The sequence below is a fragment of the Roseburia intestinalis L1-82 genome, assembly GCF_900537995.1.
In the GTDB taxonomy this organism is placed as follows: Bacteria; Bacillota; Clostridia; order Lachnospirales; family Lachnospiraceae; genus Roseburia; species Roseburia intestinalis.
This window is the reverse complement of the sequence record NZ_LR027880.1, coordinates 3,412,958-3,432,102: the sequence shown is the minus strand read 5'-3', so window position 1 is coordinate 3,432,102 and position 19,145 is coordinate 3,412,958. Positions and strand designations below refer to the sequence as shown.

Below are 19,145 nucleotides of genomic sequence, written 5' to 3'. Positions count from 1 at the left end.
TTAGCGGAAAGGTGATTTTTTTGTATAACAAATTTGTTGCACCACCCGCATAGCAGGTGGTTTATTGTTTCGCACATCTCCATTTCTCCGTTGGGAGAAACTCCGATGCACTCAACAGGCTAAAGCCCATGAATCAGAATCGGCGAGCCCTTTGGGATCGTCGATTTTGGTATATAAAGAGAAGGGGAGAACAATGCATGTATAAGGTATTGCTGGTAGATGATGAGCCGATCATTGTGGAGGGACTTTCAAGAAGTATTCCGTGGGAGCGCTGGAACTGCCGTGTTGTTGCGACCGCAAATGATGGAACGGAAAGAAAGAATCTGATTGAAAAAGAAAGACCTGATATTGTTTTTATGGATATCTGTATGCCGGAGATGAATGGTCTGCAGATGATTGCAGCATTAAATTCACAGTTTCCGGATCTTGAAGTGAGCGTGCTTACCGGGTATCGCGATTTTGAATATGCCAAGGAAGCGATACGGCTTGGTGTGACGCGTTTTTTGCTGAAGCCGTCGAATATGGACGAGTTAGAAGAGGCGATCGAGTGCATGTGCGCCAACCTGAATCTGGCGCATTTTTCGCGCGTGTTCAAAAAACAGGTTGGGGTATCGGCGAACGAATACCGCAATCAGGTGCTTGGAAAATAGATCAAAAAGTACTATAATTAGAAAGAAATATGACAGTGCGGAGGAAAAATGTGAAAAAAAATATGCCATATATATTGATAGCAGGGATTGCTTTCGGTTCTGATTTCTGGATCAAACGTCACATGGACAGGAAATATGCCAGGTACGTGGTGCATCCGGGACGTCGGAATAAGATTCTGATCGAAAAATATTATAACCGTGGAGCAGCACTTAATTTTCTTGCTAAAAAGCCGCGTGTGATGCGCGCACTTCATACAGTGATTATGTTTTTTGTCGGAATTTTATATTATTTCCTGCTCCGTATGCCGGGACACCGTCTTAGTAAAACAGGCGCATCTCTATTGGTTGGCGGTGGATTAAATAATCTGCTCGACCGCTATACAAAAGGATATGTGGTCGATTATGTGAAATTTAACTTTGGACCGAAATGGCTGAGAGGGATTATATTTAATATTTCAGATTTTTGTATTTTTATAGGTGCATTTTTATCCGTTGTGGGAAGTGAGGCCTCATCATGACACGGGAGACTTACCGGAAGATGACCGGGTATTTTTTACAGGATGAAAAAAAAGTCCGCAGGATTATTCTGGCAAACCGGCTGCTTACCGGAATTGTTTTTGTGAGCTATCCGCTTTATCTGATCTCGCTGCTGCTTAAGAGAGATACGTTACTGCCGCAGGCAGTGCTTGTTCCTGCAGTTTCATTTGTGGTCGTGACATTGTTCCGCAAGATCGTCAATGAACCGCGCCCGTATGAGAAATATGATCTACCGCCGGTGATCGATAAAGATGCGGGAGGAAAATCATTTCCAAGCCGTCATGTTTTTTCTGTATTTGTGATCGCCGTCACGGTATTTGTGCGCAATCCAGTGGCGGGCTGTATTTTAGCAATGATCGGAATTATGATTGCCGTGATCCGTGTGATCGGGGGCGTGCATACCGTATGGGATGTCACTGCAGGAGTTGCTGTCGGGATTTTAAGCGGTGTGATCGGATACTATATGCTGCCATATCGGGGATTTTGAGTGGTGTGATCGGATACTATATGCTGCCGTATCAGGGATTTTGAGCGAATATTACCGTATATTTTTGAAAAAATAAAAGCAACGAATTATAAAATTAAGATAACGTTTTTGTAGATTACAGAATTGGAGAAGAATATGGACCCTATAATGAATAGTTTTTCAAGAGAACAGATGGAATATATCGTGGAATTGTTTAATCCGTGTATGGATGATTATCTGTATGTGTTTGATCTGCAGAAAGACTGCTATAAGATCTCAAAACATGCGACAGAGCGTTTCCTTTTACCGGGGGATAATTTTGATGATGCGGCAAAAGCACATCATACATTTGTATATTCGGAAGACCAGTCGCGCCTGGATGATGAATTCCGGCGTATTATGAGCGGGGAGATTGTTTTTCATAACATGCATTACCGGTGGTTAGACCGCGCTGGGAAACCGGTGTGGATCAACTGCAGGGGGCGTGTATTAAATGATGCTGACGGGAAACCGCATTTTTTAGTCGGATGCATCAATGAGATCGGTCAGAAACAGAAGGCAGACAATGTCAGCGGACTGCTTGGCGAATCAAGTCTTTCCGCTTATGTAGAACAGTTTGAGGATGGACTGCCGGATGGATTTTTCCTCCGCATCGGAATCGATGATTTTCGTGATATCAACGGTGACTTCGGAATGGAGTACGGAGATTATATCTTAAAGAGTACAGCAGACTGTATCGCGGAAAATATCAAACCGTCGCAGAGGCTGTACCGGATATTAGCGGATGAATTTATGGTGGTCGATTTTTCGGGCGGAGATATGGAAGCAGCAACGGAACTTTATAAAAATATTCGCAAGAGTTTGGATACATTTATCGAGGAAAACGGTTATAAATCTGTGTTTACCATATCTGCGGGTGCAGTCGATACTGCAAAAACATCCGGGACCTATGAAAATATCATGAAATTGTCAGAGTATGCATTAAATACAGCAAAAGAGCAGGGAAAGAACCGCTGTTATATATATATGCAGGAAGATTATGACGTTTTTTTGCGCAAAAAGCAGATCACACGGCAGCTGCATCATGCGGTAAACCATGGGTTTGAAGGGTTTGAGACTTATTATCAGCCGATCGTGGACACAAAGACACGCCGGCTGGTTGGTGCGGAGGCACTGATGCGTTTTTCCATGCCGGAGAGATGTGAGGATGGAGAAACGAAAAAAGAAGCGGTATGTGTGGGTGAGGATGGTCATGATGCAGATGAGAAAGTGCACTGGGAGCGTATTTCACCGGTTGAGTTTATTCCTCTGTTAGAGGAGACCGGTCTGATCATTCCGGCAGGAAAATGGATGCTGCATCAGGCAATCTCGACCTGCAGCAGGTGGCAGAAATACATTCCGAATTTCCGCATCAATATCAATCTTTCCTATGTGCAGGTCATGAAGAGCCGTGTCCTGACGGAGATACTGACAGCGCTGCGCCTGTATGGATTAGAGCCTTCCGCGGTGGGAATTGAGCTGACAGAGAGCGGTTATCTGGATACCAATACACATTTTCAGAAATTGTGGGACGGATTAAAGAAAAACGGAGTGCTTGTCATTTTAGATGATTTTGGAACCGGTTATTCGAATCTGCACTGTCTTGGCGATTTAAGACCGAATTATATCAAGATTGACCGGTCGTTCACATTAAAAGCACTGAATAATCAGTATGAACATGATCTGATGACACAGATCATCACGATGACGCATAAACTTGATCTGACGATCTGTGTTGAGGGAATTGAGACAGAGGATGAATTTGCAAAGATCTCCGAATTAGACCCGGATTATATCCAGGGATTTTTGTTCGGCAAACCACAGCCGGCGGAAGAATTCTATGAGAATCTCATCAAGCCGGCGATTGCCGCCTGCGGTACTCACGAGGTGTCTGCCCAAAGCGTTTCTTAAAAATACGGTTAAAATAAGAAAGATTTTCAAAACCGACTTCCGATGCAATTGCAAGTATCGAGGAGTCGGAGGAGATCAGAAGTCTTGATGCCATGGTGAGCCTGTATTCGTTGAGATAATCGACGAAAGAGGTTCCCATGGTATTTTTAAAATATTTCATAAAATGGGACTGGCTCAGTCCTACTTCATTTGCGATATCTTCGATCGTGATCTTTTCCATATAATTGTTTTCCACATATTTTAAGATCAGTTTCATTTTTTCTAAGGATTTGCTGCGGTCTTTCCCGGATGGTTCCTTTGTGCTGCATTTGTGAAACAAAATATAAAACAGCAGAAATAACTGCCCTTTGATAAAGAGCTGATAACCGGACGGATAAGTTTTACAGATTTCATCGTTCGCGTCGATGCAGGCAGAAATCTCCGCATAGTGTGGACTGTCCGGGGTATATAAAAGCGGCAGAGAGACATTACCGGACAGTAGAGGAACCAGATAGTCCGTGTTGCAGGTATCTGTTTTCTTGGAGATCAGCATGTTTGGATGAAAAATGATATTTTCGTACTCCATGGATTCGGATTCAAACTGACCGATCGAGTGAAGCTGTCCCGGAAGGATCAGTGCGATATCCCCTGCAGAGACCGTGTGCTGTGTAAAATCGACCGTAATCGTGCCGTTTCCTTTTTTTATATAGATAATTTCCATTTCATCGTGCCAGTGCATCGGCACATACCCAAAATCCAGCGGAATTGAACAGAGATAGGTAATATAAGGGAATAAAGGATCGCCATGTAAAATTTTTTCCTGATAGTTTTCATATTCTAAAATATTCATAATGATAGGATTGTACCACTTTTTGAGTCAATATTACAAGAAAAAAGTGATTGCAGAAACTATAATAACATCATAAACAATGATTTTGCGAAAAAAAGCGAAATCAGGACAACAGGAACATGCATAAACATTGGTTGGGGAACATAATGAAAACAGCGCCGGGGGCGCGGAACATGGAGGAAAACATGAAATTACAGGAAATCGTAGCAAACAGATGTGGCAAAGAGATTTCACAGTGCACAAATGAGGAACTTTACTATGCACTGCTTGAGATGACAAAAGGAATGGCAGAAGAAAAAGTCAGCAATCAGGGAAAACGTAAATTATATTACATTTCCGCTGAGTTCCTGATCGGTAAATTATTATCCAACAACCTGATCAACCTTGGCATCTATGAGGATGTGAAAAAACTTTTAGCAGACAACGGCAAGAGCCTTGCAGAGATCGAGGAGGTTGAGCCGGAGCCGTCATTAGGAAACGGCGGACTTGGACGTCTTGCAGCATGCTTCCTTGATTCTATCGCAAGCCTTGGTTTAAACGGTGACGGTGTTGGTTTAAATTACCATTACGGATTGTTCAAACAGGTATTCAAAAATAACCTGCAGAATGAGACACCAAATCCATGGATCGAAAAAGAAAGCTGGCTGACAAAAACAGACGTTACTTACCCGATTCAGTTCGGCGGTTTTACGTTACAGTCCAGATTATATGATATCGATGTGATTGGTTATGAGAATCGTACCACAAAACTTCATCTGTTCGATGTTGAAACAGTAGATGAGAGTTTAGTTGGTGAGGGCATCGATTTTGACAAAGAGGATATTGCAAAGAATTTAACATTATTCTTATATCCGGATGATTCCGATGATAAGGGAAGAATCCTTCGTGTATACCAGCAGTACTTCATGGTCAGCAATGCAGCGCGCCTGATTATTGATGAGACACTTGCAAGAGGCGGAGATCTTCACAAATTAAACGAGTATGCAGTGATCCAGATCAACGATACACACCCAAGTATGGTGATTCCGGAAATGATCCGTCTGTTGATGGAGCGCGGCATCTTAATGGATGAGGCGATCGACATTGTATCTAAGACCTGTGCTTACACAAACCACACGATCTTAGCCGAAGCACTTGAAAAATGGCCGATCCATTTCTTAGAGAAAGCTGTTCCACAGTTACTGCCGATTATTTATGAGTTAAACAGCCGTGTGACAAAGAAATATGATGACAGATCCGTAGCAATCATTGATGATGAGAAACGCGTTCATATGGCACATATGGATATTCATTACGGATACAGTGTCAACGGTGTTGCTTACCTGCACACAGAGATTTTAAAGAATACAGAGTTAAATAACTTCTACAGGATTTATCCGGAGAAGTTTAATAATAAGACAAACGGTATCACATTCCGCCGCTGGTTATTACACTGTGATCCGGAGATGACCGAATTTATCACATCCTTAATCGGACCTGGATTTAAGAAAAACGCAGAAGAGTTAGAGAAACTCGGCGCATATGTAAATGATGAGGAAGTATTAAAGAAACTTCTTGCAGTAAAAGGTACAAGAAAGACAGAGTTAAAGAATTATCTTGTAAAAACACAGGGCATCGAGTTAGATGACAACTCCATCTACGATATCCAGATCAAGAGATTACACGAGTACAAGAGACAGCAGATGAATGCTCTCTATGTGATCCACAAATATTTCGAGATCAAAGCAGGAAAGAAACCGGCACGTCCGATCACCGTTATTTTTGGTGCAAAAGCTGCTCCGGCATATATCATTGCAAAGGACATCATTCATCTGATCCTCTGCTTACAGGAACTGATCGCAAATGATCCGGAAGTCGCACCATACTTAAAAGTAGTAATGGTAGAAAACTACAACGTAACATTAGCTGAGAAACTGATCCCGGCAGCAGATATCCATGAGCAGATCTCCTTAGCTTCCAAAGAGGCAAGTGGAACATCCAACATGAAATTCATGTTAAACGGTGCCGTTGCAATCGGAACCATGGACGGAGCAAATGTTGAGATGCATCAGTTCGTTGGCGATGATAACATTTATATCTTCGGTGAGTCTTCTGAGGAAGTTATCAAACACTACGAGAAAGCAGATTACGTTTCCAGAAGCTACTACGAGAATGATGCAAACATCAAACGTGCGATCGACTTTATCGTAAGCGACCAGATGAAAGCAGTTGGATGTGCAGAGAACTTAGAGCGTCTTTACAACGAGCTGTTAAACAAAGACTGGTTCATGACTCTCCCGGATTTCGAGGAGTACGTTGCAACCAAAGAACGTATCTACGCAGATTACGAAGACCGTATGGCATGGGCTAAGAAAATGCTTGTCAACATCAGCAAGGCAGGATTCTTCTCATCAGACCGTACCATTGCACAGTACAATGAGGATATCTGGCATCTGTAAGATGCCATGCATCTGTAAGATGCCATGCATCTCGTAAGGTGCCATGCGTCTTGTAAAATCTTGTAAGCGATTATGTGGCTTGCAGAGCAGCAGTTAATTCACAATATTTAAATTACAAATTCTTCCTAATTGGGAACCGCAAAACTTAGAATGGTTTTGTGGTTCCTTTTTTGCTTTATAGAACGCGTTATCTGATAAATATTGGTTTGCGGGTGACATGAGTTTCCTTGTGTAGGGTGGTTCTGGGGGGTTACGATTGGCAAATTGCATCAAGCCGGGACTCGTTTTGTTCCGTTGTACGAAAATAAGAAAGTCTAAGTATGCCTGATTTATATTGTGGCGGAGTGACGTGTGCGTCTTAAATGTGCCATCCGGGCACATTAAGACTTGTGCTGCCGTCCGTGGCAGCACAACACTGTATTGTGAACAGGCATACAAAGACTTTCTAATTTTCTCCCAAAGTCACAAAACGGATCCCGGCTTGATGCGATTTGCCAGCCGCAAGGTTGTGAACCACCCTTCGCGTGGGAACTCATTTTACAACCTTGGGGGCGTAAATTTTTAGTGTTTTGTGTCTGAATCTGATTAAAAAAAGATTTCCAAATAACTATATTCAATGGTTTATTATTTGTTTGACAACACTGGCAAAAACCTCGATATATACCACTATGCCCATATTTATTGCCATACACATTTGAAGAATATTTTGTGTTATTGGTCTGACAATTTACGAAACAATTCATGTAGTACAATGTAGCAGATGGAAATTTTGGAAAGTCATCAGGCTGAATATTAATGATACAGCATATTAGGATTTTAAGCATATTTTCATTCGTGCGAATATCAAAAATCCACACCTACGCCCCCAATTTTGAGATGAACCGCCCACCCAAATGGTGTTCATAATCTGGAGGCTGGCATCTTGCGCAAAGCCTGAGCTGATTTTGTGACTTTGGGAGAAAATTAGAAAATCTATCTCAATCTGATAATGGTCAGATTGAGATTGTGTGTCTGTAGATACACAGTGATGTTCTGCCACGGATGGCAGAACAAGGCTTCACGAGCCACGGATGGCTCGTTGAACGCCGGTCACGTCACTCCGAGAAAATCTAACTCAGACACACTTAGACTTTTCTTATTTTCGTACAATGGAACCAAAATTAACTCCGGCTTTGCGCAAGATGCCACTCACAGACCTGCGACACACCATTTGAGCGGGCGATTTATTTCATAAACAAATCAGCATTTAACCGGATAGCAGAGTTCCTTTTATTTTGTGATTGAATAATGCGGCTTCTTGTAGTATACTATAAAAATAGTTCTGACAACTCAGTAATTCTATGCCACATCAGCAGCAAGTTTCACAAAACAAAAATATGTAGGAATGACTTGAAGATGTTTTTGGGGTTCTATATAATAAAGAAAAGCATTTGAAGCTGTAATGAAGGTGGTACCGGGGTATGATATGGATGTAATCCTCGAAAATCTTGCAGAAAAATAAAAGAATGATTTTTAAATGTCAGACAGACATCAGGACAGGTTGTCCATAGATTTAAACTATGGATAACCTGTTTTTGTATATTTAATGATCCAAAGTATTTCCGGGATAAGGTCGACAGTGAAGGGGAATGCAGTATTTATTCTTACGAACAAATATGTAAGATCAAAAAATGAGAAAAAACTTGACATATATATAGACAGACTATATACTTTAGATATATAGATAGACTATATAACAAGGAGGAAAATCCTCTCATCGTCAAGGGACTCGGATTTTGCTTCGCAAAACAAGGAGGAAAATCCTCTGCTCGCCAAAGGGCTCGCATTTTCCTTCGGAAAACAAGGAGGATTTTATGTTAAACAAATCATTGATTCAGGGTAGTCTTTCCATGCTGATCTTACGGCTTTTAGACGAGAAAGACATGTATGGTTACGAAATGATCGAAACATTAAGGAAAAGATCGGAAAATGTATTTGAATTAAAAGCGGGATCGCTTTATCCGCTTTTGCATGCCTTAGAGGCAAACAATCTTGTTACGGCTTATGAGGATGATGCAAGTGGGAAAATGCGCAAATATTATCACATTACCGGAGAAGGAAAACGTATTTTAAAAGAGAAAAAAGACGAATGGAATACGTATGCCGCAGCAGTTACAAATGTATTGTCATGTAAAGCCATGGAAATGTGTATTTGAAAAAATGAAATGGCATCAGGCAGTGAAATGTGTAAAAAATGCAGGGATGAAAAAAGCAAACATGGCAGAAAGAGCCGGGAGGGAATACATTGACAGATTACAAAGAATATATGAAGACTCTGGAAGAACAGATTCAAAATAAGCGTGCCAGAGCGCTTGTGTCAGAAGAAATAAACGGGCATATAGAAGAACAGGCACAAGGCTATGAGGAAGAAGGAATGAGCAGGGAAGATGCAAAAAGAGAGGCAGTGCGGCAGATGGGAGATCCGGTGGAAACAGGATGTGCATTAAACCGTATCCACAGACCGGCATTTCCATGGAAACTTTTTGTGCTGGCGGTTCTTTTAACGGCGGCATCTATACTCATGTCAGTTGTTATTTCCGGAAAAACAGAAGGTGGGGCATCACAGGCAGAACAGCTTAGAGCATTACTTGTGATAAATGGTGTCAGCTTTGCAATGATCTTTGTGATCATGTATTTCGATTACACATGGCTGTTTTTGCATATCCGTGCGGTATATGCTTTGTATATGATCTGCCTGTGTCTGGTGTGGTCGGGCGGCCTCCTTGGAAACTATCAGACAGCGCTGCTGGCAAGTTACAGTGTACAGGTGCTGCTGCCAGTGATCTTTGCGGGAATTATTTATCAGTACCGGGGACAGGGATTTCGGGGAATTTTAAAATCAGCCGGCTGGATCATTATCCCGTTTATGGTATTAGCAGCAGGGCTCATTTCACTGCCGAAGAGTAATGGGGCGGTTGTGGAAAATGCCGTGGTCTGTCTGTTCCTGCTGGTGGCATCTGTGCTTCGTGGAATATTTGGAAACGAAAAGAAAAAATACCTTGTAGAGCTGGCATTGCTTGTGGCTGGTATTCTGGGGGCTGGTGTGGCTTTCTTTTATAAGTATACGTTTCTGCCAAGCGGCTATGTGCTCGCCAGGCTTACGCATACAGGTGAATTTGGATATCAGAACAGAATGATAAAAGATGCAGTTGCTCGATACAGCCTGTTTGGAAACCGGACATTTCTGATGCAGGGGACAGGATCGGACGGCGAATATCTGCTGGGAAATATATTTTGTTATTTTGGGATCATAGCAGGTGTTCTTGTCGTTGCAGCATTTGTGTGGTTTTTGATCCATGCGCTGCGTCAGTCTCTACTACAGGGCAACCGGATGGGCTTTCTGTTGGGGATGGCGTGCAGTATCGGGTTGATCGTGCGTGTGATGGTAATTTATATTATGGTAAATTTTGGATATGGCGTAATTTATACAGTGGCAGTTCCTTTTTTTTCCACAAATGTGATCTTAGCGGCAGTCAACGGGATTTACGTCGGGTTGCTATTTTGTGTGCTGCGGAATAAAATGATATTAAAAGAACCGCGCAGCGAAAAGAAAAATGCGACGGTTTAAAGATCAGAAAGAAAGGGTATATCCGACATGAATTACATCGATATGCATTGCGATACGTTAGCGAAGGCAGCCGCACAGCAAAAAAAGACGGCAGGGGAACTAAGAAACACGATGGTGGATGCGAAAAGACTGCACCAGTGTGGCGCAAAGGCACAGTTTTTTGCCATGTTTTTACAGCAGAAAAGAGAAGAAAACTGGAGTGATCCGGGACTGGCATATACGGAAAAAAATAATCTCTGGTATACCGATGCAGAGATCCGGAAACAGATGCAGGATATGTACGAAGTATACCAAAATACCATGGAAACCTGTTCGGACATTATTGCACCGGCTTATAACTACGAAGGATTACAGTGCAACTGGCGGCAGGGAAAAGTTTCTGCCTTTCTGACTGTTGAAAACGGATGTATTGTGGATGGAAAAATGGAACGGATCGATAAGCTTTATCAGATGGGAGTCCGGCTGATTACGCTGACCTGGAATGATGATAACTGTTTCGGTCATCCGCATGCAAAAGAGGCAGAACGGATGCAGCTTGGACTGACACCGTTTGGCAGGAAAGCTGTTACATATATGGCAGAGCGTGGAATCCTTGTGGATGTGTCCCATTTGTCCGATGGTGGTTTTTATGATGTGGCAGAACTTGTGAGGGGCCCGTTTGTGGCATCACACTCAAACTGCAGGGAACTTGCTCCTGCAACGAGAAATCTGACGGATGATATGATACGGGTATTAGCGGAACATGGTGGTGTGGCGGGGCTTAATTTTTATCCACCGTTTTTAAATACAGATCCTGTGGATAAAGTGAGCCGGATCGAAACAATGTGTGAACATGTAAAGCGTCTGGTCAATGTTGGCGGGATTGAGTGTGTCGGAATCGGGACGGATTTTGATGGGATTGAGGGAAAATTTGAGATCGCTGACTGCACGGATATGAAAAAATTATTTGATGCACTGCAGAAAACAGGGTTCAGTGAGGATGCACTCGAAAAGATCGCATACAAAAATGTGGAGCGTGTGATCCGTGAAGTGATGTGAGAAAATGTAAAGATGTTGACACCAAATAGTGCATACAAACTTCAACATCTTGTAATGAAATAACAAACCGGAATATCCAGGGAAAACTGATATGGATATTCCGATTTTTTAATTCACGACAATAGAATGTTCATAGAGCGTGCATTCTATCGGTTCATCTCCGAATGATACCCCGTATTTTTGTGTTCTGCAATAATACTGTCGATCTCCTCAAGGTCGGTCGTGATCATATCTCCGATGACACTGTGCTTGATCGCTGCCATGGCATTTCCATATTCTAATGCTTTTCTGCAGTCCTTGTGTTTTAAGTAGCCGTAGAGAGCACCGGAAACATAGGCGTCACCGCTTCCGATACGGTCGACCACATCAATGTTGTTGTATGGTTCCTCGCGGTAGTAAGAATCATTTTTTGCAGAATAGATAATGGAAGTAAAATTGTGTTTCTTTGGAGTGATGACCGTGCGCTCTGTGGAGGCAACCACAGAGATAGGATATTCCTCGCAGAAAGACTTCTGGATTTCCTCGATCGTGCCTGTTTTGCCGAAAGTCAGGCGTGCGGTATCTTCGGAGCAGAAGAAGATATCTACATAAGGAAGAATCTGCTCGATGCAGGCTCTTGCCTCCTCGCCGGTCCAGAGATTGGCACGGTAGTTGACATCAAAAGAGATCAGGGTTCCCTGCTCTTTGAATTTGCGGATACATTCGATCGCAAATTTCTGTGCGTTGCCGCCAAGACCTAAGGTGATCCCACTGGTGTGGAACAGGCGTGTGTTATAAAACATGGTTTCCGGCACATCTTTGATGTCTATGTTATTGATGGAAGAATGTTTCCTGTCGTAGACGACACGCGGTTTGCGCGGATAGGAACCATATTCGTAATAGTAAACACCGATGCGGCTGTCATCTGCAGTGTCGGAGATCAGGTAATTTTCACTGACGCGGGAAGCGTTCATCTGGTTTTTGATGAATGCGGCGAGCAGATTGTTAGGAATCTTAGAGATCATTGCTGTCTTTAAGCCGAGTTGTCCGATCTCGGAAGCGATATTTAACTCGGCACCTCCTAAATGTTTCATTAAAGTATCGCCCTGTGCAAGACGTCCGTTGATCGGGGTGGAAAGACGAAGCAGAATCTCTCCTAATGTGATGACATCATATTTGCGGTCCATGGAAAATCCTCCTTAAAAATAGATAGTGTGATATATATGTATGCCTGATTTACGACAAAACATTTTGAAAAACATAAATCAGTGTTATCATATCCAATGGTTTCATATTACAAAACTAAGTTCTATATTATGAACCAATACATATGTATTATATAACATATTTCAAAAATAAAAAAGAGATAATTGCAAATATTTCACAATTTTTTTGAACCAAAATAACAGAACCTATAAAAATTGCATTAAAGTAAAAACATGTTTGACATTCTGTTTTTCGGTGTTATAATAAAAATATAAATTTTGAAACGCAGTTTCACAATGTGAAACATTATTTTTAGGAGGATTAAAATCATGGCAAAGAAAGTTGTTACATTTGGTGAGATCATGCTTCGTCTTGCACCGGAAGGATATTATCGTTTTGTACAGGCTACATCCTACGGCGCAACATACGGCGGAGGAGAGGCTAACGTTGCAGTTTCCTTAGCAAACTATGGTATGGATGCAAGCTTTGTTACAAAGCTTCCGGCACATGAGATCGGACAGGCTGGAGTGAATGCGTTAAGACAGTATGGTGTTGACACATCTGACATCGTTCGCGGTGGTGACCGTGTTGGTATCTACTTCTTGGAGAAGGGCGCAAGCCAGAGACCATCCAAAGTTGTATATGACCGTGCAGGTTCTTCCATTGCAACAGCTACAACAGCTGATTTTGACTGGGATAAAATTTTCGACGGTGCAGACTGGTTCCACTTTACCGGAATTACACCGGCACTTGGCGATAATGTGGCAGCAATCTGCTTAGAGGCATGTAAAGCTGCAAAAGCAAAAGGAATCACTGTAAGCTGCGACTTAAACTACCGTAATAAATTATGGTCCAAAGAAAAAGCAGGCCAGGTTATGGGTGAACTTTGCAAATATGTAGACGTATGTATCTCCAACGAGGAAGATGCAAACGACGTATTCGGTATCAAGTCTGAAGGTACAGAGGTAACTGCAGGCGAGTTAAATAAAGAAGGATACAAAGAGGTTGCACAGAAATTAACAGACCGTTTCGGATTCAAGAAAGTTGCAATCACATTAAGAACATCTATCTCTGCAAATGATAACCGTTGGGCAGCAATGCTTTACGAGGATGGACAGAGCTACTTCTCCAAAGAGTATTTAATGCACATCGTTGACCGTGTTGGTGGCGGTGATTCTTTCGGCGGCGGATTAATTTACGCATGCTTAAACGATTATGCTCCACAGGATACCATCGAGTTCGCAGTAGCAGCAAGCTGTCTGAAACATTCCGTAGAAGGTGACTTCAACATGGTAAGCGTTGACGAAGTTAAGAAATTAGCTGGCGGAGATGCTTCTGGACGTGTTCAGAGATAATAAAATTACGACAAAATCATTTTGTTAATTCCTTTCCCTAATTTAATATAACACCTGTGACAAGCAGGTAATGCGTGGTCTTTTTACCCATTTAGACTGTGCAGACAATGACGGACTGCCGTTTCATGAAGCCAACATGAAACGGCAGTTTTTTTGTTATTTTCCTCTGTATGATAATTTTATATTTTGTGGAAAAACTATTAGGAAAATGGAGGTAGTCATATGAAACAGTTTGAAGGGTATGAAGAATATTTAAAGCAGAGTGAACTTTCGAAACAGACCAGGCAGGTGTATCTGAGGGAGGCGGAAAAATTTGTCCGGTATTTAAATGGAAAGGAAATTACAAAAGATCGGACGATGCTTTACAGAGAAAAATTACGGGAGGAGGACCTTTCTCCTGCGACGATCAATCTTTATGTTATAGCGGTAAATCGATATTTAAGATATTTAGAATGCGGGCAGGCATCTATAAAGACATTAAAAGTGCAGAAAAAACGCAGTGTGGAAAATGTCATTAGCCGGAAAGAGTATCAGGAATTGTTAAATTATGCAAAAAGCAGTGGCAGGAAAAAATATTATTATATTATGAGGACATTGGCACTTACCGGAATACGTGTCAGTGAGCTCCAATATATTACAGTCGAAACATTAGAGACTGGAAGAGTGCAGGTTTATAATAAAGGGAAAATCAGAGACGTTTATTTACCGGATGTTCTGATCCGTGAATTAAAAAAATTTTGCAGAGAGGAAAAAGAAAATGATGGAATCATATTTCGGGGAAGAGGAGGAGATCCGATCAACCGTATCACTGTTTATAAAATGATCGCATATCTTGGGGATATGGTTGGGATTAAAAAAGAAAAGGTTCATCCCCATAGTTTTCGGCATTTTTTCGCAATCAGCTATATGGAGCGCTATGGAAACCTTGCAGAGCTTGCAGATCTGTTAGGGCATACGAGCATTGAAACGACCCGCATCTATACAACGTCTACCGTAGAAGAAAAACGTAGAAAGCTTAATAATCTTGGATTATAGATGCAACATAATATTGTATTATGTTACTAAACTCATATGTAGAAAGGTTATGTCTTAAATGCATAAAGACATAATGTATTTTCTGTGAAAATACGTGCATATGAAGAACACACACACATGGAAAGTGAGGAAAAAAAATGAGGGCAAAACAAGTAACAGCCTTAATGATGGCTGCAACGTTAGCGGTAACTGGTAACGGCGTTACAGCATTTGCAGAGCCGGTAGCAAATGTTGAAGCCGGGGATGCGGCAACAGAAGCTTTAAACGTTGAAACAACAGCAGAGGTTGAGACAGCAGCAGAGGTTGAGGTAACAGAAGATTCAGAAGACGTGACAAAGAGTGTACAGAAGGATGCTTCTTCCGATGTTACTGTAGAAACAAAAACAAGTGCAACTACAGTAAAAGCAGGTGCGACAGTTACTGTAACAACAACTGTCAAAGGGGATAAATTAACTAATGGTACTCTTACAGTAAAAAGCTATGAGTTGATTGCAACAAAATCTGCAGTTGACACAACAATTGCAACCAGTGCAGATGGTACATTTGTATTTGCACCAGAGAAAGATACGACGTACAAAGTAAAAGCAGTGTTCACACATGCAAGCGAGAAAAATGAATATTATGCAGAAAAAGCGCTTGATGCATTTACTATCGAAGCAGCATCTATCGCAACAAACAGACTTCATGTGCCGGAAGTTACTACCATTAGCAATAAAGATGGAGCTGCTTTAAATACTACAGCTGCTCCGGAAGTAACAGCAGCACTTGAGACAGCAAATAAGTTAGATGAAGCATATGGTAAGTGGACTGTGAAAGATGAGGCAGTTACAACAGCTACAAAAGAGATTGTCTTTACATTCACAGCAACAGACGGTGTATATACCATTGATAACAGTGATACTGCTGCAGTAGAGACAGATAAGACATATGAAAAAACAGTATCTGTTAAAGTTGTTCAGCTTGCTACAGGTGTTTCCATTGAGGATGAAAACGGTCCTATTTCAACTACAGTAGAGATGGCAACCACCGATAAGAAAGCTTTGACAGCAAAAGTTGCAGCAGGATCAGGAAGTGATACTGTTTCCAATGCAAAGGTTACATGGACATCCAGTGATTCCAGCAAAGTAAAAGTTACAGCAACTGGTGACAATGAGGCTGTTATCACAGCAGTTTCTAAAACAGAGGCTGGAAAAGAGGTAACAATTACCGCAACAACAACAGACGGAACCCAGAAAGTCGGCGAGATCAAAGTTGCTGTAAAAGAGGGAATCAATGCAGACAGCATTTCATTTGATTCCAAACTTCCTGAGATTACTTATGAGGGAGCTGGAGATCTTGAAGATTACTACAAAGATTATGTGGCTGCATTAAACAAAAAGACCACAATTGGTACTTACAGCATTAAAGATACATCAGAAACAATTGATTCTGTTGGCGGTGTAGATAAGACTTCAACTGTAGCTTCTTTGAAAACCAATACAGAAAATTCCCAGACAATCAAAAACGGTTTGACAATTGTTTTCACATTAAGTGATGATGCTGGTCTTACACCGGTTGATGGAAAAACAAAATGGGATACGAAAACAGTTGAGAAGACATACGATGTTGTAATCAACAGAGCAGTGATCAATCGTGATGCTTCTGCGGTAACTGGTAAGTTGGAGAGCAGTTATGCTGCCGGAGTAAAATTAAGTGAAATCTTAGCTGGAAAAAATGATACTGAATTTGACATCGAAATTCAGAAAAAAGTAGATGGCGCATGGCAGACAATCTCTGATGATACACCAAACATCGGTACACTTGCAAATTATCAGGTAAAATATTCTCTGAAAGACAGCGCAAAAAATGTATACACATTAAGCGGTGCAGATGCAAATGGATATAAATATGTATCCTTAAGCGGCGTTTCTATCACACAGCCTGTATTAACAGATGTTAAGGCAGAAAATAAATCTGAAAATTTAACAGCAGATAAATTTAAAGATAAAGATACGCTTACGCTGAAAGCATCTTACAATGAAAAGAAACTTGGAACTGCTAATTATACTGTTTCTTATCAGTGGTATAAACTGAATGAGAAAACGAATAAGTATGTAGCAATTAAAAGTGCAACATCTGATACTTATACGACAAGTACATTTGCTGACATCCCAGGTACATACTATTGTGAGATCACAGCAGATGTAAAAGGATCTGTAAAAGATTTCCTTCCGGATGCAACAGATGCTCAGGTTGAAGCATACAGCAAACTGGTAAAATCAACAAACAAAGTTACGGTTGAGGCTACTAAGATTACAGTTGATACTACTACTTCAGGTTTAGGCTTAAGCAAAACGGAAGCTACTTATGGTGCTACAGCAGATGTAAAGGCTATCGCAAAGGTTACTGCAGATGATGTTTCCGCTTATCGTGTATATTACAAACAGGTTACTACAGTAGCAAATAAACCGTCTTTAGGTGAAGCAAAAGACATCACAAAGAAATCCGTAAATGAAGATGAAGCTTTCCTGTTCAAGAGTGGAAGAACAATTTCCGAAAGCCTTGGTAACTTAGATGCTGGTACATACAGAATCTACTTAGAGGTTACAGCCGGAAAAGAGACAACAAGCTATGAGATCGGTGATATCAAAGTAGCTCAGAAAGAGATCACCGGATTAAATTCCAAGAATCTTAAAGTTGAGGATGCTACTTATGGTCAGAAGTTAAGCGATGCTAAGATCATTTACAATGACACAGAGATTGATGCAGCGTTAGATTTTGCATTTGTTGATAACACAGTAGCAGACGCTGGAAGCTATACAAGCAAAGAGGTAGCTGTTTCAGTTGTTGATCCAAACTACACAACAGATACAAAGGTAACATTAAAAGCAAATGTAAATGTTGCAAAAGCTCCTCTTTCCGTAACTGCAAAAGATGTAACGATCGAGCAGGGTCAGGAAGCAGCACTTGACGGAACCGTAAAAGGTTTAGTTGGCAAAGATACTGCAAAAGTTACTTATGCAGTATTAGGTACAGATGGAAAAGCTGTTCAGTCAACAAAGAACTTAGCAGTTGGTACATATAAGATCCGTGCAACTGTAGAAGATCAGAAAAACTACGATGTAACATCAGTAGTAGATGGAACATTAACTGTAAATGCAGTAGCAGCAACAGGTGTAATTGTAAACACAACTGCATTAAAGATCAATGTTGGTGAATCCAGACAGGTCAGCGCAACAGTAGCTCCTGCAAATGCAGCAGATAAGAATGTTACATGGTCTTCCGACAACACAGCAGTAGCAAAAGTTACATCTGATGGTGTGGTTTATGCAATCGCAGAAGGAACTGCAAATGTTACCGCTAAGACAGCAAACGGCAAGACAGCAACAATCGCAGTAACTGTTTCAACAGTAAAAGCTGATTCTGTAAAACTGAGCGCAAGCAAAGTAACTTTAACTTCTATCGGTGCATCTAAGACAGTAAAAGCAACAGTAAATCCGACAAACACAACAGATAAGACTGTTACATGGTCTTCTTCTAACAAGAAAGTTGCAACTGTAGATAAGAACGGTAAGATCGTTGCAAAAGGAAATGGTAAAGCAACCATCACAGTTAAGACAGCAAATGGCAAGAAAGCAACTGTTAAGGTAACTGTAAAACAGGCAACCAAGAAAGTTGTATTAAAAGTAGGCAAGAAGGTTGTAACAGGTAAGACCTATACCTTAAAGGAAGGTAAGAAAGCAACTGTAAAAGCAACTGTAACAGATGCAAAGGGCAAGAAAGTTACTTCCGGAAACCAGAAGATCAAATGGACTACTTCAAATAAGAAAGTAGCAACCATCAGCAAGAGCGGTAAGATCACAGCTAAGAAAGCAGGAACTGTAAAGATCACAGCTAAGACAGCAGATGGTAAGAAAGTAACATTCAAAGTAAAAGTTAAATAATTGAAAACCTGAAACATACGGACACATGACCTGAGATGCGATAATCCTCTGGTATCGGCATTGAGGGAAAAATCAGGGATCACGAACGGGCGGCATAAAGTTTTGTGCCGCCCGTTTTGTGTAAAATATGTC

Annotated in this window: 13 protein-coding genes; 11 read left to right on the top strand and 2 right to left on the bottom strand. The window is 41.3% G+C overall.

The window, feature by feature from the left end; all coding sequences use genetic code 11:
• Positions 1-197 precede the first annotated feature (197 nt).
• The 4 genes from RIL182_RS16090 to RIL182_RS16075 all read left to right on the top strand — a co-directional run bounded on the left by RIL182_RS16090 (position 198) and on the right by RIL182_RS16075 (position 3,603).
• Positions 198-650 (top strand): response regulator transcription factor, encoded by a 453-nt coding sequence (locus RIL182_RS16090; RefSeq protein ID WP_044998590.1) that lies wholly within the window; start codon positions 198-200, stop codon positions 648-650.
• 50 nt (positions 651-700) lie between these two features.
• Complete coding sequence (locus RIL182_RS16085) at positions 701-1,168, top strand: signal peptidase II (protein WP_242655470.1); 468 nt, start codon at positions 701-703, stop codon at positions 1,166-1,168.
• Entirely contained in the window at positions 1,165-1,674 is a 510-nt protein-coding gene (locus tag RIL182_RS16080; protein ID WP_006855835.1) for a phosphatase PAP2 family protein, read from the top strand. Before RIL182_RS16085 ends, RIL182_RS16080 begins: the two co-directional genes overlap by 4 nt.
• A gap of 135 nt (positions 1,675-1,809) precedes the next feature.
• Entirely contained in the window at positions 1,810-3,603 is a 1,794-nt protein-coding gene (locus RIL182_RS16075; protein ID WP_006855834.1) for a GGDEF and EAL domain-containing protein, read from the top strand.
• Here RIL182_RS16075 and RIL182_RS16070 read toward each other — a convergent pair.
• On the bottom strand, positions 3,545-4,432 hold the full coding sequence (locus RIL182_RS16070) for an AraC family transcriptional regulator (protein ID WP_006855833.1): 888 nt from the start codon (positions 4,430-4,432) through the stop codon (positions 3,545-3,547). The genes RIL182_RS16075 and RIL182_RS16070 overlap by 59 nt on opposite strands.
• Before the next feature lie 185 nt (positions 4,433-4,617).
• Here RIL182_RS16070 and RIL182_RS16065 point away from each other — a divergent pair, with 185 nt between their 5' ends.
• The 4 genes from RIL182_RS16065 (at position 4,618) to RIL182_RS16050 (ending at position 11,515) form a co-directional block, all read left to right on the top strand.
• The gene (locus RIL182_RS16065; RefSeq protein ID WP_044998616.1) at positions 4,618-6,870 is read left to right on the top strand and encodes a glycogen/starch/alpha-glucan phosphorylase; all 2,253 of its coding nucleotides are present in this window, start codon (positions 4,618-4,620) and stop codon (positions 6,868-6,870) included.
• Positions 6,871-8,723: 1,853 nt separating this feature from the next.
• Complete coding sequence (locus RIL182_RS16060) at positions 8,724-9,065, top strand: PadR family transcriptional regulator (protein ID WP_006855830.1); 342 nt, start codon at positions 8,724-8,726, stop codon at positions 9,063-9,065.
• A gap of 89 nt (positions 9,066-9,154) precedes the next feature.
• On the top strand, positions 9,155-10,477 hold the full coding sequence (locus RIL182_RS16055) for a permease prefix domain 1-containing protein (protein ID WP_242655469.1): 1,323 nt from the start codon (positions 9,155-9,157) through the stop codon (positions 10,475-10,477).
• Between the two features lie 27 nt (positions 10,478-10,504).
• The gene (locus RIL182_RS16050; RefSeq protein ID WP_006855827.1) at positions 10,505-11,515 is read left to right on the top strand and encodes a dipeptidase; all 1,011 of its coding nucleotides are present in this window, start codon (positions 10,505-10,507) and stop codon (positions 11,513-11,515) included.
• 146 nt (positions 11,516-11,661) lie between these two features.
• Here RIL182_RS16050 and RIL182_RS16045 read toward each other — a convergent pair whose 3' ends face one another.
• Positions 11,662-12,681, bottom strand: a complete 1,020-nt coding sequence (locus RIL182_RS16045) for a sugar kinase (RefSeq protein ID WP_006855826.1) — start codon at positions 12,679-12,681, stop codon at positions 11,662-11,664.
• 348 nt (positions 12,682-13,029) lie between these two features.
• On the opposite strand from RIL182_RS16045, the gene RIL182_RS16040 reads away from it, so the two are divergent.
• The 3 genes from RIL182_RS16040 to RIL182_RS16030 all read left to right on the top strand — a co-directional run bounded on the left by RIL182_RS16040 (position 13,030) and on the right by RIL182_RS16030 (position 19,013).
• Positions 13,030-14,055 (top strand): sugar kinase, encoded by a 1,026-nt coding sequence (locus RIL182_RS16040; RefSeq protein WP_006855825.1) that lies wholly within the window; start codon positions 13,030-13,032, stop codon positions 14,053-14,055.
• A 222-nt stretch (positions 14,056-14,277) separates the two neighbouring features.
• Positions 14,278-15,090 carry a tyrosine-type recombinase/integrase gene (locus RIL182_RS16035; RefSeq protein WP_006855823.1) on the top strand — a complete coding sequence of 271 codons (813 nt, stop codon included), beginning with the start codon at positions 14,278-14,280 and terminating at the stop codon, positions 15,088-15,090.
• 137 nt (positions 15,091-15,227) lie between these two features.
• Positions 15,228-19,013 (top strand): Ig-like domain-containing protein, encoded by a 3,786-nt coding sequence (locus RIL182_RS16030; RefSeq protein WP_006855822.1) that lies wholly within the window; start codon positions 15,228-15,230, stop codon positions 19,011-19,013.
• Positions 19,014-19,145 lie beyond the last annotated feature (132 nt).